This is a genomic window from Streptomyces sp. SM11 (assembly GCF_002910905.1).
In the GTDB taxonomy this organism is placed as follows: Bacteria; Actinomycetota; Actinomycetes; order Streptomycetales; family Streptomycetaceae; genus Streptomyces.
This window is the reverse complement of sequence record NZ_NEUE01000150.1, coordinates 1-18,843: the sequence shown is the minus strand read 5'-3', so window position 1 is coordinate 18,843 and position 18,843 is coordinate 1. Positions and strand designations below refer to the sequence as shown.

The window sequence follows — 18,843 nt, the reverse complement described above, 5'->3', positions numbered from 1 at the left end:
TGGATCAGGTGCCGGCGGATGGTGCCGGTCCGCGCCTTGGCGTGGAAGACCGAGGCGAGGCGGCCGGCGGCGCGGGTGAGGTTGTGGGCGGCGGCCGCCAGGGTCAGCCAGGCGGCGTTCGCGGTGGACTTCCCCGAGGGCGGGTGGCCGAGGGCGGAGTCCTCCAGATCGGCAAAGACCTGCTCCACGCAGGCGTGTTCGCGGTGCATCGGCTCGGCCCGGGCCAGGACGAACGGACTGTCGGTGAAGATGACGTGGTGGCGCCAGACCCCGAACAGTTCGGCCTGCCCGTCGGGCACCGACTTCGGGTTCAGCCGCTTGACCCGGCGCACGATCAAGCGGGCCGTGGTGTGGAAGGTCTTCTTCTTGCTGGTGAACGCGGTGAAGGGGATCTCGGCGATCTCCGCGTCGGAGATCCAGCGGTCTTCCTCGCTGTCCCAGATCGCGTTCGTGTATGCGATCGCCGTCCAGGCGTCGGCGGGTATCTGCTCGATCGCGGTGCGGATGGTCTTCTTCACCGCGACCGCGAGGGAGAAGCGCACGCCGGCCTTGCGGCAGACGTCGACGACCTTGTGCGAGAAGTACGCCGAGTCGGCCCGTACGACGATCTGCGCGGTGGTGCCCATGGCCCGCACCGTGGACAGGGCCTCGCGCAGCAGACTGGCCGCCCCCTTCCCGCAGGGCCCTCGGCAAGTGTCTCGACGTGACCGGCGACAGCACCGCGAACGGGGCGCAGCTCCAACTCTGGGACTGCAGTGCCGGCCCGAACCAGCGATGGACCGTCACCGGCGCCCGCGACATCGTCAACCCACAGGCGGACAAGTGCATGGACGCCACCGGCAACTCCTCGGCCAACGGCACCCGTGCCCAGCTGTGGACCTGCACCGGGGCCGCCAACCAGAAGTGGACCGTCGCCTGAACGGCCCACCGCGCCCACGGTGAACCGCCCCTGCTCGGGCCAGGGGGTGTCTGACAGCATGGCGGCGGACCTCCTGGGCGGCGGTTCGCTCGGTGAACGGATTGCCGTCAGCCGACGGATGGGCTGTACATGCGGCCGATCCGGCTAATCGCCTCCAGCGAATCTCCTCCAGCGGATAGGGGGTCTTCCTGCTCTCGCCCTGGAACCCGCGGTTGAAGTCCGCTGTCACGGCGGCGACTGGCGCGTGCCGGGCGAGGATCGCTGAGGCTCTTCTGGGAATCCGGCAAGGCGCTTGCCCTCGGCGTAGTCGCGCACCAGTTCGTAGCAGCCGTCCTGGTCCGTCCTCTGATAGTCGAGAAGCGCGGTGACCAGCCAGTTCAACAGGTACGTGGCCGTGTAACAGCGGTCGTGGGTCTGATGCCGGTCGAAGAAGTTGGCCTCGTCCTGCGACAGCTCGAACTGGGAGGACAGTGCGAGGCCGTAGCCTGCGAAGAAGAGGCGGTGACCGTCGGTCAGGATGTTTTCGAAGTGCGCGTCGAAGTGGAGGAGCCCGCGGTTGTTCATGAACGAGATGCCGGCTGCCAGTTCACTCTTCACCATGGCGCAGGCCCGGTTGGCGGCCTCGTCGCCTGCGTAGATCCGAGTGCCCGGCCACTGGTGCAGGTTTCGTGGGATGTGCTCCAGGAACAGCGCACTGCTTCGCCTCGGTCTCAGGTGTTCCGCGATCGGCAGGCGCACGCGGACCGCAGCCACTCGTTGATCGCTCCGCTGAGGACAGTTGCCTCAACGCGCTGTACCGCGCGCTCGACATGGCCGCCGGATGGCCGCCGGACCTGCTCGACGGCCCGCTGAGCAGTGGCCGGGACTGCGGCACCACCGTGCCGCAGCCCAGGTGCGCCGCCCGTTCGGCTCCTGGCCGGCCGCCCGGCCGCACATGAACTGCGGCCCGCCTGCCCCACGGCTACGCTCGAAGAATGGAAGACAGCGGAGCCGGCTCCGGGCCGCCGCCGAACGGTGCCGTGGACGTCCAGGACCCTGCGGTACAGGCCTGGCTCGCAGCCCTGGTGGAGCAGTGGTCCGCCGCGATCGTCTCGAACGACGTGACGCGGATGGCGGCCTTCATGGCGGACGAGTGGGCCATCGTCTCCGAGTCCGGCATCTCGGACCGGGACACGTTTCTCGGCTGCGTCGAGTCCGGCGACCTCACCCACTCGGCGATGCGAGCCATCAGCCCGCCGAGGGTCCGCGTCCACGGGGACGGCGCCACGATCACCGCACGGATGACGAACACGGCCCACTACGACGGCCGGCGTTTCGACGCCGACGAATGGGTCACGGACGTCTTCCTGCGGCGCGACGGCCGCTGGCTGTGCGTGCTCACCCACATCACGCCCGCCGCGCCGACGGTCCCGCCGACCGCCGCATGAGCCGGACGACCGACGCCGCCCGTCCGAAGAGGCGCCTGGGCTACCCGGCCGCCGCGGTCGTCTTCGCCATCGGAATGGCGGGCACCACGCTGCCCACCCCGCTCTACGGCCTCTACCGGGAACAGCTCGGCTTCTCCGAGCTGATGGTGACGGTGGTGTTCGCCGTCTACGCCCTCGGGGTGATCGCCACCCTGCTGCTCGCCGGGAACGTCTCCGACGAGGCGGGGCGGCGGCCCGTTCTCCTGGCCGCCCTGTGCTTCTCGGCGGCAAGCACCCTCTGCTTCCTCTTCGAGGGCGGGCTGCCCGCCCTGTTCGCCGGCCGTCTCCTCTCCGGGTTCGCGGCCGGACTGCTGAGCGGCGCGGCGACGGTCACGGTGATGGAGCTGGCCCCGCCGGGGCGCGTGGCCAGGGCCGGACTGGCCGCGACCGCCGCGAACATGGGCGGCCTGGGGTGCGGGCCGCTCCTGTCGGGTCTCCTCGCCGAGTATGCCCCCTCGCCCCTGCGGCTCCCCTTCGTCGTGCATCTGGCGCTGATCGCCGTGGCCGCCGCGCTGACCTGCCTCCTGCCCGAGACGGTCACCTCTCGCGTCCGCGGTCTCCGGCTGCGGCCGCAGGGTCTTGCCGTCCCGCCCGAGGTGCGCGGTGTGTTCGCCGCCTCGGCGCTGGCCGCCTTCGTCGGGTTCTCCCTGCTGGGTCTCTTCACGGCGGTCGCCCCCGCGTTCGTGGCCGAGACGCTCGACGTCCACAACCTGGCCCTGACCGGACTCGTCGTCTTCTCCGTCTTCCTCGCCTCGACGGCCGGGCAGGCGCTCATGGGCCGGGTCGGCGAGCGCCGGGCCCTGCCGGGCGGCTGCTTCGTGCTGGTCGGCGGACTCGTGCTGGTGGGCGTGTCGTTGCTGCTCGCCTCACTGCCGGTGCTCGTCGCCGGTGCGCTGTGCGGCGGCCTCGGTCAGGGGCTGGCATTCCGCGGCGCGGTGACGGCGATCAGCGCGGCGGCGCCGCCCGAGCACCGGGCCGCGACGGTGTCCGCCTTCTTCGTCATCGCCTACCTGGGCATCTCCGTCCCCGTCGTCGGCGTCGGCGCCCTCACCCTGGGCATCGGACTCAGGAACGCCGGACTGACCTTCTCCGGCTGTGTTCTGGCACTGGCCCTGGGCGTCGGCCTGTACCTGGCGCGGCGGCCGCCCGCACCCCGCTGACGTACCCGGAAACGATCCTCGCCGACGTACCCGAAAACCGTTGCCGCACCCGCCGATCATGGTGCGAGACTGGCTCCGTGGACACAGCGACGCGCTTCGGGCAGACGGTCATCGCCCGGGCCGCGGGCGACGGGGACATACCGGCGCCCGCCGAGGCCGGGGCCGCCCGTGACCTGGCGGCCGACCTGGGTTTGCACACCGTGGTGCTCGTGGAGGGCGTCAGCGACCGGGCGGCCGTCGAGGCACTCGCCGAACGCCAGGGGCGCGCCCTCACCGCCGAGGGCGTCGTGGTCGTGCCGCTCCGGGGCGCCACCAGCATCACCCGCTTCCTGCGCCTGCTGGGCCCCGACGACCTCGACGTCCGGCCCGTCGGCCTGTGCGACGCGGCGGAGCAACGGTTCTTCCGCCAGGGCCTGGAGCGGACCGGCTTCGGCACCGCCCGCACCACCGGAGACCTGGAGACGCTGGGTTTCTTCACCTGCCACGCCGACCTGGAGGATGAGCTGATCCGGGCGCTCGGCACCGACGGAGTCCAGCAGGCCATCGACGACCAGGGCGACCTGCGCACCTTCCGGATCTTCCAACGGCAGCCCGCCCAGCGGGAGCGGCCCGTGGAGGCGCAGCTGCGGCGGTTCATGGGGACCATCGGCGGCCGCAAGGAGCACTACGCGCGAGCGCTGACGGAAGCGCTGGACCTCACCCGCCTGCCACGCCCGCTGGATGGGCTCCTCGCCTACCTCTGACCGAGGCCCCCGGCCTCAGCGCGGGGCGAGACGGGAGCGCCGCATCACCAGCTCCGGCTGCACACCACCTCCGGTGCTCGTGCGGCACTTCCGCCGCCCCGGCCCCGGTCTCCTCCAGAAGCAGACCCGCCGCCGGCGCCCCCATGGTCGCCGCCGGCTGCCGCGCGGACGTCAGCGGCACGGCGGCGGCCGCCGTGAACTCGATGTCGTCGTAACCCACCAGCGTCAGATCGCCGGAGCGGAGACCCTGGTGGCGAACAGGGACTGCAGCCCGCCCGGGGCGAGCAGGTCGTTGGCGCAGAACACGGCGGTCGGACGGTCGGAGAGCCCCAGCAGCCGGGCCCCCGCGTCCCGGCCCGCCGTTACGGTGAGCCGTCCCGTGGGCAGCTCCCCCAGCGCCTCGGGTCCCGGCCTCGGCCGGCGCGGCGAGCGCTCCCGTACGGCGGTCCCGGACCTGGTTGAAGCCGGGCGGCCCGCTCGCGGACGCGATGGAGCGGCGCCCGGCGTCCAGCAGCTGCCGTACGGCCGGGGCCCTGCCCGCCAGTGCTCGACGGGCCGCGCGCGGCGGGCCCGGTCGACTCCTCGGCATCGACAGCTGGGCCGTGGACTACGAGCTCCTCGACGCGGGCGGGTTCCTCCTCGGCGACCCCGTCCACCACCGCGATCGCCGCACCGAAGGTTTCCCGGAGAGGGGGTGGGCCACGGTCCCGCCCGAGGAGCTGTACCGGGCGACCGGCATCCAGTACGCCCCGTTCAACACGCTCCACCAACTCGCGGCTGCCCGCGGCACACATCAACTCGCCTGCGCGAAGCGACTGTTGCTGGTCCAGGGCCTGGTGGTGTACTGGCTCACGGGCGAGCAGGGCACCGAGCTCACCAACGCCTCCGCCACCCAGCTCGTCGGCCCGCGCACCGGCGACTGGAACCGTGCCCTGGCCGGCCGGCCGGCCGTCTCGGCATCGGCCTCGGGGCCTTCGCCCCGCTGCGCCACCCCCCCCCGGCGACCCCGCCGGTTCGACGCTGCCCCTGGTCCAGGAACCGACCGGGCTGCCCGGCCCCGTACCGGTGACCGCCGCCGCACCGGAGTTCCTGGCCCCCGGAGACATGCCCGAGCGCACCGTGGCCGCCTGCAGGGCCACCGGCCAACCGGCGCCCCTCATCGGGGGAGACCACGCGCTGCGTCCTCGACTCGCCGGCTCTCGCCCACCGGCGCGCGATCCACGAGGCGCAGCGGAGCCGCCCGTCCCCGTGACCACCTCGGCGTCGCCGCACCGGCCACCTCCGGCGACGGCCGGGCGGTCTGTGCCGGGGCGCTCATTCCGGCCAGGTCCAGCACGCCCTCGGGCAGGGGGCAGGCCGACGGCGACAAGGAGGTCGTGGCCATGTCGCGCTACCGGTAGGCGAGTCGGCCCAGGAACCCGGCGTTCCGAGGAACCTCGGGAGAAATCGGAAGGAGCGCACACCACCGTCACCCCTCGCGCCGCGACCTCCAGAGCAGCCACATGAAGTACGGAGCTCCGATCACGGCGGTGAGGAGTCCGACCGGGATCTGCGCCGGAGCGATGACCGTCCGGCCGACCGTGTCGGACACGACCACCAGCAGCGCGCCGAGCAGCGCGCTCACCGGAATGACCCGCACATGGCGGCGGCCCACCAGGGCGCGGGCCGCGTGCGGGGCGACGAGGCCGACGAACCCGATCACGCCGACCGCGGCGACGGCTCCCGCCGTCAGAAGGACGGCCAGGCTCAGCAGACCCAGCCGGGTGGCCCCGATCCGCACGCCGAGCAGGGCGGGCGTCTCGTCGTCCAGCCCGATCAGGTCCAGTTCGCGGCGCATCACCACGAGGACGGGCAGCGCGACGGCGAGGCCCACCAGCACCGGGATTAGCTCGGGGAACGTCCGTCCGTACGTCGACCCGCCGAGCCAGGCCAGCGCCTTCGTCTCGTTGTACGGGTCGGTGAGCACGATCAGCAGACTGACGAACGCGCCCGCGCCCGCCTGGACCCCGATGCCGATCAGCACCAGACGGTTCTGTTCGAGACCACGGCGGGCGGCAAGACCGAACACCAGCGCCGCGGCGGCCGTCGCACCGGCCAGCGCGGAGCCGCCGATCAGCCAGAAGCTCGCCAGCGGTACGACGGTGAGGACGGCGACCGCCCCCACCCCGGCTCCGCTGACGACCCCGAGGACCCCCGGCTCCGCGAGCGGGTTGCGCGACACCGCCTGGACGACGGCTCCCGCGACCGCCAGCGCCGCACCGGCCAGCAGGGCGGCGGCGACCCGGGGGACGCGTGTGTCGAGGATGTACGTGACCAACTGTCCCGACCGGCCGGTGAGCCAGTTGCCCACATCGCCCAGGAGCAGCGTCGCGTCGCCGAAGAGCGTCGCCGCCAGCACCGTGCCGAGCAGCGCCACGACCGTCGCCACCAGGGTGAGGGCGAACGCGCGCCGGCTGCGGAGCCGGGCGAACGCCGTCGAGCCGCTGTCCGTGCCCATGTCGCGAGACCGGTAGGCCATGAAGACGAGCACGAGCGCGCCGAAGCAGGTCGTGACGATGCCGGTGGGCACCTCGGCCCCCGCCTGGGCGCCGAACACCGCGCGCAGCATCACGTCCGCGCCGAGCACCACGAGCACGCCCGCGAGCGCCGACGCCGGGATGAACGTGTGGTGCCGGACCAGGCCCGGGATCCATGTGCTGAGCAGCCGGACCACGGCGGGCGCGCACAGGCCGACGAAGCCGACCGGCCCCGCGACCGCCACGGAGACCGCGGCCAGCAGCACCGCGAGGATCACGGCGATGCTGCGCGTCAGCCGGGGGCTCACCCCCACGACCGCCGCCCCGTCGTCGCCGAGGGCGAGGATGTCCAGCCGCCGGCCCAGCAGCATGAGCCCGGCGAACGCGAGGAGCGCGACCGGGGCGAGCCGGTCGATGGACTGCATGCCGATCTGGGCGAGCGAACCGTTGCCCCAGGCGAACAGCCCGGTCGTCTGCTGGGAGCGCAGGAGCAGGAGCATCCCGCTCAGCCCGGACAGGGCGAGGGTGAGCGCCGAACCCGCCAGCACCAGCCGGATGGGCCCGGCCCCCGCCCGCGACAGGCCGAGGACTACACCCGCCGCCAGCAGCCCGCCGAGGAACGCCGTGGCCCCGGCAGGCAACGCGGGCAGCGTGATGCCGAACGCGGCGACCGCGACCACCGCGAGATACGCGCCCGCGTTCACGGCGAGCGTGTCGGGGGAGGCCAGCATGTTGCGGGACACCGACTGGAGCGCGGCGCCCGCCGCGCCGAGCGCGCAGCCGACGAGGAGCCCCGCGGCGAGCCGGGGCAGCCGGGAGTCCAGGACCACGGCGGCCGTCTGCTCGTCGGCGGTCCGGTCGGAGGCGGCGCCGGTGGCCAGTTGCCAGAGCGTGTGCAGATCGACGGCGGCGGTGCCCTGGCTCACGTGCACGGTCGCGAGGGCGGCCAGGGCGAGGAGCGCGGCGAGCGCGAGGAGGAACATCCGGCCGCGACGGGCCGGTCGGCCGGCTCCGGCCGGGGACTCCGTCCCGGCTGGAGCGGCCGCGCCCGCCACCGACTGCACGGCGGCGGGCGGGGCGGATGTGGTGCGTGTGCTCATCGTCAGGCGGTCAGCGCGCCGACGAGGGCGTCGATGTACGCGCGCATCGACGCGGTGCCGCCGAACATCCAGACGCCGTCGGGCAGGCGGTGGACCTCGTCGTTCTTGACGAACGGGAGGGATTTCCACACCGCGTTGTCCTTGAGGCCGTCGGCGAACGGGTCGCCGCCGTCGGAGTCGTTGGCGATGTAGGCGAACTGGGCGTCGCCGATCTTCGTGAGGCCCTCCACATCGGTCGCCGCCAGACCGTAGGCCTTGTCGCCCTCCAGCTTCCACGGGTCGACGAGGCCGAGTTCGGTGTTCACGTCGGAGAGCAGCGAGCCCTTGACGTACGGGCGCACCGAGACCTGGTTGCCCTCCTGCCAGCCGTCGGCGAACGCGACCTTCTCACCTGCGAGACCGGCGTCCGTGAGCTTCTTCTTCCCGTCCGCGACCGCCTTGCGGAAGGACTCGACCTCGGACTTGGCCTTGCCCTCGGTGCCGGTGGCCCGGCCGATGAGTTCGAGGGTGTCGACCATCTGGTCGATCTGCCGGCTCGCGTCGGCCGAGCGCACCACGGCGACCGGGGCGGCCTTGGACAGCTGCGCGATGGCGGAGTCGGACAGGTCGGTGGTGGCGATGATGAGGTCGGGCTCCAGACCGGCGACGGTGGCGACGCTGGGCTCGCCCCGGGTGCCTATGTCCTTGACACCCTTGGTGAGCGGCGCGGCCTTGTCGTACGCGGTGTAGCCCTTGACGTCGGCCACGCCGACCGGCTGGACGCCCAGCGTGACGAGCGTCTCGACGACGTTCCACTCGGTGCCGACGACGCGCTTGGCCGGCCCGTCGAGCGTGATTTTCTTGCCGCGCGAGTCGGTGACCGTCACCGCGTTGTCCCCGGCGGACTCCTTCTTCGGCGCCTCGGTGGTGCCGCAGGCCGTGAGGGCGAGCGCGGCCGCGGCCGCGGCGGCGAGCGCGGGCCAGGTCAGGTGCTGGTTCTTCATGAGGGTGTTCAGGGCCTTTCGGAACGAAGGTGGTGGCGGCCGACCGCGCGGGTGCGCGGGATGCCGGTGGAGGAGTCGGGTTCGACGTCGATGCGGATGCCGTAGGCGTCGCTGAGCCGCTCGGGGGCGTACACCTCGGCGGGCGTGCCCGCGGCGACGATCCGTCCGGACGAGAGGAGGACGACCTGGTCGGCCACGGCGGCGGCCTGGTCCAGGTCGTGCAGCACGACCCCGACGGTGACACCGTGGTTGTCGGCGAGATCGCGGACGAGGTCGAGGATCTCCACCTGGTAGCGCAGGTCGAGATAGGTCGTCGGCTCGTCGAGCAGGAGTACGTCGGTGTCCTGGGCCAGGCAGGAGGCGAACCAGACGCGTTGCAGCTGCCCGCCGGAGAGACTCTCCACCCCGCGGTCGGCGAACCCGGCGAGGTTCGTGACGGTCAGCGCGTGCTCGATCATCCGGGCGCCGTCCGGATCGTTCCCCCGGACCCGGCCCCGGTAGGGATGCCGGCCGAATCCGACCACGTCGCGCACGCTGAGTCCGGCCGGCGCGGTCCGGCTCTGCGCGAGCAGGGTGACGCGGCGGGCGAAGTCGGAGCGCGACAGCGCTAGGGCGTCGACGGGCCCGGCGTCCTCGGCCCGGGCCTGGGCCTGGGCCGTCACGGTCACGGTGCCGGTACGGGCCTTGTGCAGCCGGGCCACGGCCCGCAACAGGGTGGACTTCCCGCTGCCGTTCGGCCCGATGAGCGCGGTGACGCGACCGCGCGGCAGCCGCAGATCGGCCCCGTGCACGACGTCCGTGCGGTCGTACGCGATCGTCATGTCGCGGGCGTCGAGGCCGGCGTCGGATTCCGGGACCGGGCAGGACACGGACGTGCCGGGCCCGCCGGCGGCGGTCAGGGCGGGAACACCGGCAGCGGGCGCGGAGCGCCGACGCGGCGGTGGGTCTTCTCGGTCGAGGGCAGGAGCGATCACGATTGTGAGGGTAGCCTTGCCTAAGTTTCCTTGGTCAAGAGATATTCGGAATCGTGTCCTCCGTGTGATCTTCGAACGGCTCGCCGGGGGTGGCGGCGGTCGCCAGGCTCCCGGGTGGCGGTACTTTCCGGCCGAAGCGGCGGTTTGGCGCATCGGGTCGTTCGGATGTATCCGCAGGTCAGGCGTTGGTCTCGGATTGAACTGCCGAAGTCCGTCCATATGTTGGACGGGTCGCGCGAGGCGCCTGAGCTGCCCGAATGACCATTCGGTCGGTTCGAACGTTCGCCTACGGCTGGAAGCTGGCCGTCGATGTGCGCTTACTTTCCGCATACGTAAGACTCCTGACCGCAATCAGGCACCCGATCGAGGAGTTTTCACCGATGCGACGCAACTCTCACGCTATCTTCGCAACCATCACCGCAAGCACCCTTCTGCTCGGCGGTTTCGCGACCGCCACCGCGCAGGCCGCACCGGCCAAGGCGGAGAGCCTCTACGCACCCTCCGCGCTCGTGCTCACCGTCGCCCGCGGCGAGGACCCGCAGACCGCCACCGTGGAGCGGGCCGTCACGCTCACCTGTGCCCCCACCGCCGAGGGAACGCACCCCGATCCCGCCGCGGCCTGCAAGGAACTGGCCGCGGTCCAGGGGAAGTTCTCCGAACTGACCGTCGGCCCGTCGAACCGGACCTGTACCCGCCAGTGGGACCCGGTCGTGGTGACCGCCCACGGCGTCTGGCAGGGCAAGCCGGTCCAGTTCAGCACCACGTACGGCAACGCCTGCGAGATGGCGGGCAGCATGAACGACAACGCCGTGTTCGCCTTCTGATCCACCTGATCCACTGATCCATCTGAATCGCCGGGGCGTGCCGACGGCGGGGTGACGGAGCACCACACCGTCCCCGCCCGACCGTGTCCCGCGTCCCGCCCCGCCCGGCGTGCCCCGCACACGCCCCCGTCCACGACGACCGGGAGCCATGTGGTCGCCCCAGCCGTTTCCGCCGCGGTCTGCAGCGACCCGCCCCGGTCGGTTCGTCACCGGACCCGCCCGGTACCGGGCACACCCTTCGCTATCCGGAGGACTCCTGCGTCACCCGGGTCCCCGGATGGCGCAGCGAGATCAGGAAGGCGACGTCCAGGGCGATGGCCATCCCGTAGAACACCCACTGGTTCGCCTCGGCGAAGTCCATCCGGATCGCCGCCATCGAGTCCCGGATGGTCTCGGCCACCGGTCCCGAGCCGGCGGGCCCCCGGGAGTCCGCATGGCCGGTCACCGACTGCGCGATGGACTCGGCGATGTCGCGCGACTCACCGTCCGGCACGCCCTTGGTCCGCAGCGTCCCGTCCACCTTGGTGATCGTCGTACGGGTCAGCATCGTGCCGTAGACGGCAAGACCGATGCCGGCGGCGAAGTTGCGCACGGTCTGGGTGATGCCGGTGACCTCGCCGTAACCGGCGTCGATCGCCCGGTTCACCGCGTCCGTGGAGGCCGGCGCCAGCAGCAGTCCGATGCCCGCCATCGCCACGTACAGCCACTGGTCGTGCATGGACAGGGATGTCAGCTTTCCCGCCCACAGGGCGAACCCGACCGCACCGAGCGCCGTGCCGAGCTTCATCGCGGGACGCGCGCCGCGCTTGTCGAGGATCCGGCCGCCCCACTGGGAGGCGATCCCGAAGCCGATGAAGAAGTACAGGAGATACAGCGCGGCCTGGTTCGGCGAGGCGCTCAGCGAGACCTGCGCGTACACGGAGGCGAAGAAGAAGACCGGGACGAACGCCATCATGGTGAAGAACAACACCGCGTTGTCGACGCTGAACGCCCGGTCGCGGAAGACCCGCAGTTTGATCAACGGGAAGCGTGTGCGCAGCTCGAACCGGCAGAACACCGCCAGCCCGCCCGCGATGCAGGCCCAGGTGGCGACGGAGTCCCAGCCCCAGGTCCCCGCCTGCTGCAGGCCCAGCACCGTCAGCCCCATGCCGACGGCGACCAGCGCCGCGCCGGGGCAGGTCCAGCGGCTCGCGGCGGGACCGGTCCGGGATGCGGGCCACCAGTGCCAGTACGACGGCGATGGCGGCGATAGGGACATTGACCCAGAAGATCGCCCGCCAGGTCCACGCGGTGAGCCAGCCGCCGAGCAGGGGCCCGACGGCGGTGAGCGCCCCGGACACCCCGAAGAACAGCGCCAGTGCCCGTCCGCGCCGCTCCACCGGGAACACGGCGATGACCACGGCGAGCGCGGCGGGGAACATCAGGGCCGCGCGATGCCCTGGACGGCCCGGAAGCCGATCAGCCAGGCCTGCGCGAAGTCCCCGGAGGGCACGGCGCCGCACAGTGCGGAGGCGATGACGAAGACCAGGGTGCCGATCAGCATCACGCGGCGGTGCCCGAAGATGTCGGACAGCCGTCCGCCGAGTGCGAAGAAGGTGGCCAGCGTCAGCAGATAGGCGTTGACGGCCCACTGCATCTGCGAGGAGGTGAGCCCTAGTTCGTCGACGATGTCCGGGCGGCGATCGCGACGATGGTCTGGTCGATGAACGCCATCGACACGGCGAACAGCACGGCGGCGAGAGCGAGGCCCTGGTGCGGCGGACCGCCCCGCCGGCCCGCTGTTCCCGGACCCGATGACCTCGGACCCGGGGCGTCCTTCTCGGGGATCTCTCTGCCCATGCGTCCATGTTCCCCGGGCTGCCGCCGTGTTGCATCCCGAGCCGTGGGCGTCCCCGCCGCAGGGGCGGGGACGCCGCGCGCTACTTGCCCGTCGCAGGTCCGGAGTACGGGAGCAGGGCCATCTCGCGGGCGTTCTTGATGGCGGCGGCCATCCGGCGCTGCTGCTGGGTGCTGATCCGTGTGACCCGTCGGCTGCGAATCTTCCCCCGGTCGGAGATGAACCTCCGCAGCAGATCGGTGTCCTTGTAGTCGATGTACGTGATCCTGGCGGCGTCCAGGGGGTTCGGCCGGTTCTTGAGCTGCTTGCGGGGGTCCGGCTGACGTGCCATGAGGCTTCCTCGTGTTCGGTGGGTTACGGGGCGACGGGGTTTCGGGGGCGGGGACGCGGCGGTACGGGTCGGGTCAGTGGACCGGGTCGAGGAGCGAGTCGAACGCGGCGGGCAGGTTCTTCCACGCGTCCCGGCCGGAGCCGTACTCCTCGTCCGTGAGCAGGCAGGAGTCCAGCAGCCCGGTCAGGCCGTCGCGGTCGAGGCCGGGGGAGACGAAGACCAGGTGCTGGCAGCAGTCGCCGTGTTCGGGGTGCCAGTCCAGTGCGGCGGCCGCCCGCCGGTAGGGCGGCACCATGGACCAGGCGGCGTCCGGGAGCGAGGCGAGCCAGGGGCCGGTGTTCTCCACGCAGAGCGCGCCGCCCGCCGCATCCCAGGAGAGCAGGGTGTCGGGCCGGTCCGCGAGCCAGAACCGGCCCCGGCTGCGGGCCGCCGCGCAGCTCAGGTCCTCCAGCGCGTCCAAGAGGCGCTCGGGGTGGAAGGGCCGGTGCCGGCGCCAGACGAGCGTGCCCACCCCGGCCTCCTCCGCCTCCTGCGGCAGCAGTGCGCAGGCCGGGTGCTGACCCGCGTCCGCCGCCTCCACGTCGAATCCGGCGAACGCGAGACGGGCCAGCTCGGTTGATCCGGCTACAGCCTGACGAGCCGTCGGGTGGAGCTGCCGGATCAGCGCGCGGTCCTCGTCGTCGGCCGCCGGGCTCGGTGCCACCGCCAAGACGGGGGCGTACTCCACCTGCCGGGCCCAGGTGTCGCCGATGGTCCGCCGGTCGGCCGGCGCCGCTGCGAGACCGGCCTCGGCCAGATCGTCGCCGTTGGAGAGACAGGGCAGGACCAGGGCGGGGTCGACCGCCGCGAACACGTTCGTCACCTCGGCGGCGTCGGTGTGCGCGGCGATCGCCTCGGCCATGGACTTCGGCTCGACGGAGTCCCAGAGCTCCAGCACGGCGAGGCGGGTCACCCCGTCCGCCGCGAGCCGTTCGAGTTCGGGGACGAGGTCCTCGCGCAGCGCGCAGCAGGCGCATTCGTTGACCAGTGGCGCCTCACCGGAAGCCAGCTCGCCGCCAGCGTCCCGCAGGGAGCGGCGAACCGTCCCACCGGTGGCCGTCGACAGGTCGTGGTGGAGCGCGACGCTGTGCGGAACGTCCCGCAGCAGCCCTTCCACCACTTCGTGGCGCGCCTCGGAGTGCAGGCCGCAGACGATGACGACGGGCAGCTTCGTGCGGTGCTCGCTCACCGGGCCTCACCGCGTCCGTAGCGGCGCTCGAAGCGCTCCACGCGTCCGGCGGTGTCCAGGACGCGGGCGGTGCCGGTGTAGAAGGGGTGGCTCGCGGAGGAGATCTCCACGTCGACCACCGGGTAGGTGTTGCCGTCCTCCCACGCGACGGTGCGGTCGCTGGTCATGGTCGAACGGGTCAGGAACGCGAAGTCGGCGGCCTTGTCGCGGAAGACGACGGGGCCGTAGGAGGGGTGGATTCCGGGCTTCATGGCGGTGTCCTAGCAGTGGGGTTCAGCGGAGTGCCGGGGGAGGTGAACTGTGGTCGGGCGCCTCAGCGCTCCTCGCGGAAGTCGACATGGCGACGGGCGACCGGGTCGTACTTGCGCAGCACCATCCGGTCGGGGTCGTTCCGCCGGTTCTTGCGGGTGACGTAGGTGTAGCCGGTCCCCGCGGTGGAGCGGAGCTTGATGACCGGGCGTACTTCGTTGCGAGCCATGGGCGCTACTATATGGCAATGGTTTCCATTTCCAATAATGGATGCGTCGAAGGAGAGGCAGGTAACTTTTCATGTCCGCCCACTGCCAACTGACCGGCTCGAAGCCGGGATTCGGCAACAACATCTCCCACTCGCACCGTCGGACGTCCCGCCGGTTCGACCCGAATGTCCAGCGCAAGCGGTACTGGCTGTCCGGTGAGGGGCGGTATGTACGCCTCACGCTGAGTGCTCGGGCGATCAAGACCGTCGACATCATCGGCGTCGAAGCCGCGGTCGCGCGCATCCGTGCGCGCGGAGGGAAGGTCTGATGGCGAAGAAGAGCAAGATCGCGCGGAACGACAGGCGCCGGGCGACCGTCGACCGCTACGCCGCCCGCAGGGCCGAGCTCAAGGAGACCATTCGCCGGCCCGGTACTCCGGAGCGCGAACGTGTCGCCGCCGTCGAGGAGTTGCGGCGTCAGCCGCGCGATGCCAGTGCCACGCGGGTCCGCAACCGGGACAGCGTCGACGGCAGGCCCCGGGGGTATCTGCGCGGGTTCGGCCTCTCCCGGGTCCGGATGCGCGAGCAGGCCCACGCGGGATTCCTTCCGGGCGTGACCAAGTCCTCCTGGTGACACGCCAGCCGCCTTCCCGGTGACACGGGGCCGAGCGCGCCGAGGGTCGCGGGTGGTGGCACGGCGGCCCCGCCGCGCCACCACCCGCCGATGTCGTTCTCAGCGGCCGACCGGGTCGGCGTGCGCCCCGTCCCCGGGCGTGACGAGCGCGAGGTGACCGCCGTCGTCCAGGGGCGTCGGGACCGTCAGGGTCGTGACCTGGGCCGCCCGGTCCGCGTCGAAGACGTGGACCTCGCCATGGCCTCCCCGGCTGACCGCCACCAGACCTCCGCCGGGGGAGGCGGCGACGGCCCGCCGCTGCACGCCGTCCCAGGGGGTCCCGCCGCGCCGGGGTGCGCCGGACATGGCGGGCAGGGGTAGCCGGGCGCCGACCTCCGGGCGGGATCCGGCTGCCGGGGGCGCGGTGAGCAGGATGAGCTCGTCGCCGTCCGGATGGACCCGGGTGTACGCGATGTGGCGTGCGGTCACCGCGAGCCGGAACACCAGCCCGGGGCCCAGGCCCAGCCGGCCCGTGACGCCCGTGTCGAGGTGGTGCCACCAGGCGTCGTTGGACCAGTCGGGCCACTGCCCGGGGTCAGTCGATCCGCCGCGTACGCAGGACCAGAGCATGCGCCGCACGGGGTCGAGCCGCAGGTAGTAGCCGCGCCCGCCGGAACGTCCGTCGGCGGACCAGGCCAGGGGGGCCTCGGGTGCGAGGCCGTCCCCCGCCCGCCGTGCGCGATGTACCCCCGAGCCCGCGGCGGCGAACACCCGCCCGGTGGCCGGGTCGTGGGCGTCACCGTGCCCGTCGTCGTCCGGCAGGGCGATCCGCCGGACCGGGGCCGCCGGTGGGCAGGCGGGAACCGAACGCATCAGGTCGCGGTGCCGGTGGACCAGCAGTTCACCCGGCTCCCGGTGGCGCAGCACCACGAGCGGGGACGGCCCGCCGAGGACCGTGACCCCCGGCTCGCCGGTGCGCCCCCGTACGCGTACGGCGACGGCGCCGTCCGGTGCGTCGAGGTCGACGGTCGTCAGAAGTCCGGTCCAGGCCTCTTCGTTGCGGCCGAGGCCGGTGGTCACCGCGAGGTGCCGTCCTGCCGGATCCGCCGCCAGGTGCTCGGCGGGGACCGCGACCGGTATCCGCCGGCGGACCAGCGGCCGGCCCGCTCCGGGGCCGTAGGGGGCGAGGACCAGCAGCTCGCCCGCGCGGTCGTCCACGCATGCGGTGAGGTCGCCCGGCAGGGCGAGGAAGCCCGCGTGCTCGGCCAGGTGCCGGTGGTTCAGCTCCGCCCGCTCCGTGCCGTCCGGGAGGTCCAGCAGGCTGATCCGCCCCGCGACCTGGTCGGCGACCAGGAGGCGCGGCGGCGCGTGGGAGGCCTGGGGACCGGGGCGTGGGATGTGCGGCATGGCGAACTCCTGAAGTCGGCGGGTGAGTGGGGTCTGTGGAGGCGGCGGGGGGTGGCGGTGGCCGGTGGGTCTCGCCGAGAACCTTGCCGACTTTAATGGAAATGATAATCATGTGTATGGTTTCGGCTCGTGGCGGGGATCGCTCCCGGGGCTCCGCCGTCTTCACAGCCGCATCCCCGGGACCGCACAGGAACGTTGAGGGACCGTCGATGCCACGAACCGCGCTGAGAGTCCGCCGCTGGGCCGCGATCGCCGTACTGGGAGGCCTGCTGGCCGGCTGCGGAGCCGAGGAGGCCGGCACCGGCGGACCGGCCGCCGCTCCGGGGGACGGGGCCGGACCCCGTACGACGACAGAGGTGCGGCCCATCGAGGCCGCCACCCGGATCACCGACGCCAAGGGCGTCACGGTCTCCCTGCCGAAGCCGCCGGAGAGGATCGTCTGCCTGGTCGCCCTCTGCGACGACATCCTCGTCGAGCTGGGCATGACCCCCACCGCCACCAACTCCCAGGTGCTGGCGCACCCGAAGTTCCTGGGCGAGGAGAAGGCGGCGAAGATACCGGTCGTGCCCGGCGGCTTCCTCAGCCCCGAGGTCGAAGCGATCCTGTCTCACCGCCCCGACCTGGTGATCGGCCTGGACGACACGCACGGCAAGCTGGCCCCCGCGCTGAAGGGCGCCACGACGTTCTGGCCGGTCCAGCCCGGCTCCTGGCAGGACAGCGTCGGCTACCTGCGGGACCTCGCCGCGCTCACCGGCCGCACCGAACAGGGCGAGAAGGCGGAGAAGGCCTTCCGCACCCGGCTGGCACAGGCGGAGAAGCGGAAGAGCGACAGGACCGCGCTGATCATCTACGGCAGCGACGAGAACTTCGGAGTGGCCACCCCGGAGACCGACGTGGCGGCCGGACTGTTCCCGAAGATCTCCCACTACCCCTGGAAGAGCCGGGGCGTCGACGGCAGCTACAGCCTGGAGGAGATCCTCGCCCGGGACGTCGACGTCCTGTTCGTGGAGACCCTCTCCTTCGGTGCGCCGGACGGCAAGCTCTCCGACAAGCTGGCCGGGAACCCGCTCTGGTCACGGATCCCGGCCGTGAAGAACGGCAAGGTCATCGAGGTCGACTCCGAGGTGTGGGCGAAGGGGCGCGGCACCCGGTCCCTGGGCGTCGTCCTCGACGAGGCGACGGCCGCACTGCGGTGAGGCGCCCGCCCTTGGCGCCGCTCTGCCTGGGCGCGGCGACCCTGGCGAGCGCGGTCTGCGCGCTCAGCCTCGGCACGCCGTACGTCCCGCCCGCCAGGCTCCCGGCCGTGCTGGGGTCCGACGGACTCGCGGGGCTCGTCGTCACCGAACTGCGGCTGCCCCGCCTGGTGCTGGCGCTGCTCGCCGGCGCCTGCCTGGGTGCGGCGGGCCTCGTCCTCCAGGAGGCCCTGCGCAACCCGCTGGCCGTTCCGGAGATGCTGGGGGTCTCCTCCGGGGCCGCCCTGGGTGTCGCCGCACCGCTGGTGCTGGCCCTGACGGTGCCCCTCGGACTGCAACCGTTCCTGGCCCTGGCCGGGGCGGCGTTCGGCGGTCTGCTCACCCTGGTCGCCGCCGGATTCGGGCGGAGCCCCTCGGCAGTCCTGCTGACCGGAGCCGCCGTCGCCGCCGCGCTCCAGGCGGGGCTGCTGGTGCTCATGGTCATGGCCGATCAGCTCGACCTCCAGCTCATCTACCGCTATCTGCTGGGCAGTCTGTCCGCCCGCACCTGGGACGACGTCACCGGTCTGCTGCCCTGGCTCGCCGTGGCCGTCCCCGCGCTGGTGCTGTGCGTGCCGGTGCTCGGTGTGCTGCGGCTGGGCGACGACGACGCCCGTGCCCTGGGCATTCGCGTCGAGCGGGCGCGGGTGGCCGCGCTGGGCATCGCCGTCGTCCTCATCGCCCCCGTCGTCGCGGTCTGCGGGCCGGTGGCCTGGGTCGGCTTCCTCGCCCCGCACCTCGCCCGCAGTCTCCGCCCGGACGGCGGCGCGGCCGGGTGGCTCGTCCGGTCCGCCGTGTGCGGCGCGATCGTCGTGCTGTGCGCCGATCAGCCGGCCCGGCTGGCACTCGCCCCGGTCGAGACGCCCGTCGGCGCCTGGACCGCCCTGGTCGGGGTGCCGGTCGGGGTCGTGCTGCTGAAGCGGGGGAGGCGGCCCGCCCGGGACCGGGGGCCCGTGGCCCTGTCCGTACCGGGGGGTCCGCCGGACGTCCCCGCTCCCGTCCTGCGGAAGGCGGAACGATGACGCTCATCGACACCGCGCCCGGCCGGGCCGG

At 72.6% G+C, this 18,843-nt stretch carries 18 protein-coding genes and 4 pseudogenes; 10 read left to right on the top strand and 12 right to left on the bottom strand.

The features are described 5' to 3' along the window. A partial coding sequence (locus B9S58_RS12755; protein WP_258044431.1) for a transposase occupies positions 1 to 626 on the bottom strand: 626 nt, incomplete at its 3' end. A gap of 50 nt (positions 627 to 676) precedes the next feature. On the opposite strand from B9S58_RS12755, the pseudogene B9S58_RS12750 reads away from it, so the two are divergent. Continuing rightward, a pseudogene (locus B9S58_RS12750) lies at positions 677 to 919 on the top strand (RICIN domain-containing protein); the annotation flags it as partial. Between the two features lie 157 nt (positions 920 to 1,076). Here B9S58_RS12750 and B9S58_RS12745 read toward each other — a convergent pair. Then, a pseudogene (locus B9S58_RS12745) lies at positions 1,077 to 1,618 on the bottom strand (protein kinase family protein); the annotation flags it as partial. 275 nt (positions 1,619 to 1,893) lie between these two features. Between B9S58_RS12745 and B9S58_RS12740 the strand changes: the two are divergent. The 3 genes from B9S58_RS12740 (at position 1,894) to B9S58_RS12730 (ending at position 4,288) form a co-directional block, all read left to right on the top strand. Then, positions 1,894 to 2,346 carry a nuclear transport factor 2 family protein gene (locus B9S58_RS12740; RefSeq protein ID WP_103532232.1) on the top strand — a complete coding sequence of 151 codons (453 nt, stop codon included), beginning with the start codon at positions 1,894 to 1,896 and terminating at the stop codon, positions 2,344 to 2,346. After that, positions 2,343 to 3,545 (top strand): MFS transporter, encoded by a 1,203-nt coding sequence (locus tag B9S58_RS12735; RefSeq protein WP_103532231.1) that lies wholly within the window; start codon positions 2,343 to 2,345, stop codon positions 3,543 to 3,545. Before B9S58_RS12740 ends, B9S58_RS12735 begins: the two co-directional genes overlap by 4 nt. Before the next feature lie 77 nt (positions 3,546 to 3,622). Further along, positions 3,623 to 4,288, top strand: a complete 666-nt coding sequence (locus B9S58_RS12730) for a TOPRIM nucleotidyl transferase/hydrolase domain-containing protein (protein WP_103532230.1) — start codon at positions 3,623 to 3,625, stop codon at positions 4,286 to 4,288. Here B9S58_RS12730 and B9S58_RS12725 read toward each other — a convergent pair. Then, the gene (locus tag B9S58_RS12725) at positions 4,242 to 4,778 is read right to left on the bottom strand and encodes a substrate-binding domain-containing protein (RefSeq protein WP_374935668.1); all 537 of its coding nucleotides are present in this window, start codon (positions 4,776 to 4,778) and stop codon (positions 4,242 to 4,244) included. The genes B9S58_RS12730 and B9S58_RS12725 overlap by 47 nt on opposite strands. A gap of 53 nt (positions 4,779 to 4,831) precedes the next feature. On the opposite strand from B9S58_RS12725, the pseudogene B9S58_RS12720 reads away from it, so the two are divergent. After that, positions 4,832 to 5,537 (top strand): annotated as a pseudogene (locus B9S58_RS12720) (FGGY family carbohydrate kinase); the annotation flags it as partial. A 219-nt stretch (positions 5,538 to 5,756) separates the two neighbouring features. Here the strand turns inward: B9S58_RS12720 and B9S58_RS12715 are convergent. From B9S58_RS12715 to B9S58_RS12705, 3 genes are read right to left on the bottom strand one after another with little or no spacing between them, the layout of a single operon-like run. Continuing rightward, positions 5,757 to 7,904, bottom strand: coding sequence for an iron ABC transporter permease (locus tag B9S58_RS12715; RefSeq protein ID WP_103532229.1), 2,148 nt, complete (start codon positions 7,902 to 7,904; stop codon positions 5,757 to 5,759). Between the two features lie 2 nt (positions 7,905 to 7,906). After that, positions 7,907 to 8,887, bottom strand: a complete 981-nt coding sequence (locus B9S58_RS12710) for an iron-siderophore ABC transporter substrate-binding protein (protein WP_103532228.1) — start codon at positions 8,885 to 8,887, stop codon at positions 7,907 to 7,909. 8 nt (positions 8,888 to 8,895) lie between these two features. Then, positions 8,896 to 9,708, bottom strand: a complete 813-nt coding sequence (locus B9S58_RS12705) for an ABC transporter ATP-binding protein (protein WP_103532233.1) — start codon at positions 9,706 to 9,708, stop codon at positions 8,896 to 8,898. Between the two features lie 533 nt (positions 9,709 to 10,241). Between B9S58_RS12705 and B9S58_RS12700 the strand changes: the two genes are divergently transcribed. Next, the gene (locus tag B9S58_RS12700; RefSeq protein ID WP_103532227.1) at positions 10,242 to 10,685 is read left to right on the top strand and encodes a subtilase-type protease inhibitor; all 444 of its coding nucleotides are present in this window, start codon (positions 10,242 to 10,244) and stop codon (positions 10,683 to 10,685) included. A gap of 241 nt (positions 10,686 to 10,926) precedes the next feature. On the opposite strand, the pseudogene B9S58_RS12695 reads toward B9S58_RS12700, so the two are convergent. The 5 genes and pseudogenes from B9S58_RS12695 to rpmG form a co-directional block, all read right to left on the bottom strand. Further along, positions 10,927 to 12,524 (bottom strand): annotated as a pseudogene (locus tag B9S58_RS12695) (MFS transporter). Positions 12,525 to 12,604: 80 nt separating this feature from the next. Further along, the gene (gene rpsR, locus B9S58_RS12690) at positions 12,605 to 12,853 is read right to left on the bottom strand and encodes a 30S ribosomal protein S18 (RefSeq protein WP_103532226.1); all 249 of its coding nucleotides are present in this window, start codon (positions 12,851 to 12,853) and stop codon (positions 12,605 to 12,607) included. A gap of 73 nt (positions 12,854 to 12,926) precedes the next feature. Then, positions 12,927 to 14,081, bottom strand: coding sequence for a GTP-binding protein (locus B9S58_RS12685; protein ID WP_103532225.1), 1,155 nt, complete (start codon positions 14,079 to 14,081; stop codon positions 12,927 to 12,929). Then, on the bottom strand, positions 14,078 to 14,332 hold the full coding sequence (locus B9S58_RS12680; protein WP_103511914.1) for a type B 50S ribosomal protein L31: 255 nt from the start codon (positions 14,330 to 14,332) through the stop codon (positions 14,078 to 14,080). Before B9S58_RS12680 ends, B9S58_RS12685 begins: the two co-directional genes overlap by 4 nt. 62 nt (positions 14,333 to 14,394) lie before the next feature. Then, positions 14,395 to 14,559 (bottom strand): 50S ribosomal protein L33, encoded by a 165-nt coding sequence (gene rpmG, locus B9S58_RS12675; protein WP_003964410.1) that lies wholly within the window; start codon positions 14,557 to 14,559, stop codon positions 14,395 to 14,397. 71 nt (positions 14,560 to 14,630) lie between these two features. On the opposite strand from rpmG, the gene rpmB reads away from it, so the two are divergent. Both rpmB and rpsN read left to right on the top strand, forming a co-directional pair. Then, positions 14,631 to 14,867 carry a 50S ribosomal protein L28 gene (gene rpmB, locus B9S58_RS12670; RefSeq protein WP_103532224.1) on the top strand — a complete coding sequence of 79 codons (237 nt, stop codon included), beginning with the start codon at positions 14,631 to 14,633 and terminating at the stop codon, positions 14,865 to 14,867. Next, the gene (gene rpsN / locus B9S58_RS12665) at positions 14,867 to 15,172 is read left to right on the top strand and encodes a 30S ribosomal protein S14 (RefSeq protein ID WP_103532223.1); all 306 of its coding nucleotides are present in this window, start codon (positions 14,867 to 14,869) and stop codon (positions 15,170 to 15,172) included. Before rpmB ends, rpsN begins: the two co-directional genes overlap by 1 nt. Positions 15,173 to 15,271: 99 nt before the next feature. On the opposite strand, the gene B9S58_RS12660 is transcribed toward rpsN, so the two are convergent. Then, positions 15,272 to 16,558 (bottom strand): hypothetical protein, encoded by a 1,287-nt coding sequence (locus tag B9S58_RS12660; RefSeq protein WP_103532222.1) that lies wholly within the window; start codon positions 16,556 to 16,558, stop codon positions 15,272 to 15,274. Between the two features lie 209 nt (positions 16,559 to 16,767). On the opposite strand from B9S58_RS12660, the gene B9S58_RS12655 reads away from it, so the two are divergent. Together B9S58_RS12655 and B9S58_RS12650 are read left to right on the top strand one after the other, a co-directional pair. Beyond that, positions 16,768 to 17,754, top strand: a complete 987-nt coding sequence (locus tag B9S58_RS12655) for an ABC transporter substrate-binding protein (protein ID WP_103532221.1) — start codon at positions 16,768 to 16,770, stop codon at positions 17,752 to 17,754. Continuing rightward, on the top strand, positions 17,751 to 18,812 hold the full coding sequence (locus B9S58_RS12650; protein WP_103532220.1) for an iron ABC transporter permease: 1,062 nt from the start codon (positions 17,751 to 17,753) through the stop codon (positions 18,810 to 18,812). Before B9S58_RS12655 ends, B9S58_RS12650 begins: the two co-directional genes overlap by 4 nt. Positions 18,813 to 18,843 lie beyond the last annotated feature (31 nt).

Coding starts and splice junctions, on each gene's coding strand:
- rpmG (WP_003964410.1), bottom strand. CDS start 14,559: ATGGCTCGCAACGAAGTACGCCCGGTCATCAAGCTCCGCTCCACCGCG.
- B9S58_RS12705 (WP_103532233.1), bottom strand. CDS start 9,708: ATGACGATCGCGTACGACCGCACGGACGTCGTGCACGGGGCCGATCTG.
- B9S58_RS12700 (WP_103532227.1), top strand. CDS start 10,242: ATGCGACGCAACTCTCACGCTATCTTCGCAACCATCACCGCAAGCACC.
- rpsN (WP_103532223.1), top strand. CDS start 14,867: ATGGCGAAGAAGAGCAAGATCGCGCGGAACGACAGGCGCCGGGCGACC.
- B9S58_RS12735 (WP_103532231.1), top strand. CDS start 2,343: ATGAGCCGGACGACCGACGCCGCCCGTCCGAAGAGGCGCCTGGGCTAC.
- B9S58_RS12710 (WP_103532228.1), bottom strand. CDS start 8,887: ATGAAGAACCAGCACCTGACCTGGCCCGCGCTCGCCGCCGCGGCCGCG.
- B9S58_RS12655 (WP_103532221.1), top strand. CDS start 16,768: ATGCCACGAACCGCGCTGAGAGTCCGCCGCTGGGCCGCGATCGCCGTA.
- B9S58_RS12660 (WP_103532222.1), bottom strand. CDS start 16,558: ATGCCGCACATCCCACGCCCCGGTCCCCAGGCCTCCCACGCGCCGCCG.
- B9S58_RS12740 (WP_103532232.1), top strand. CDS start 1,894: ATGGAAGACAGCGGAGCCGGCTCCGGGCCGCCGCCGAACGGTGCCGTG.
- rpsR (WP_103532226.1), bottom strand. CDS start 12,853: ATGGCACGTCAGCCGGACCCCCGCAAGCAGCTCAAGAACCGGCCGAAC.
- B9S58_RS12680 (WP_103511914.1), bottom strand. CDS start 14,332: ATGAAGCCCGGAATCCACCCCTCCTACGGCCCCGTCGTCTTCCGCGAC.
- B9S58_RS12715 (WP_103532229.1), bottom strand. CDS start 7,904: ATGAGCACACGCACCACATCCGCCCCGCCCGCCGCCGTGCAGTCGGTG.
- rpmB (WP_103532224.1), top strand. CDS start 14,631: ATGTCCGCCCACTGCCAACTGACCGGCTCGAAGCCGGGATTCGGCAAC.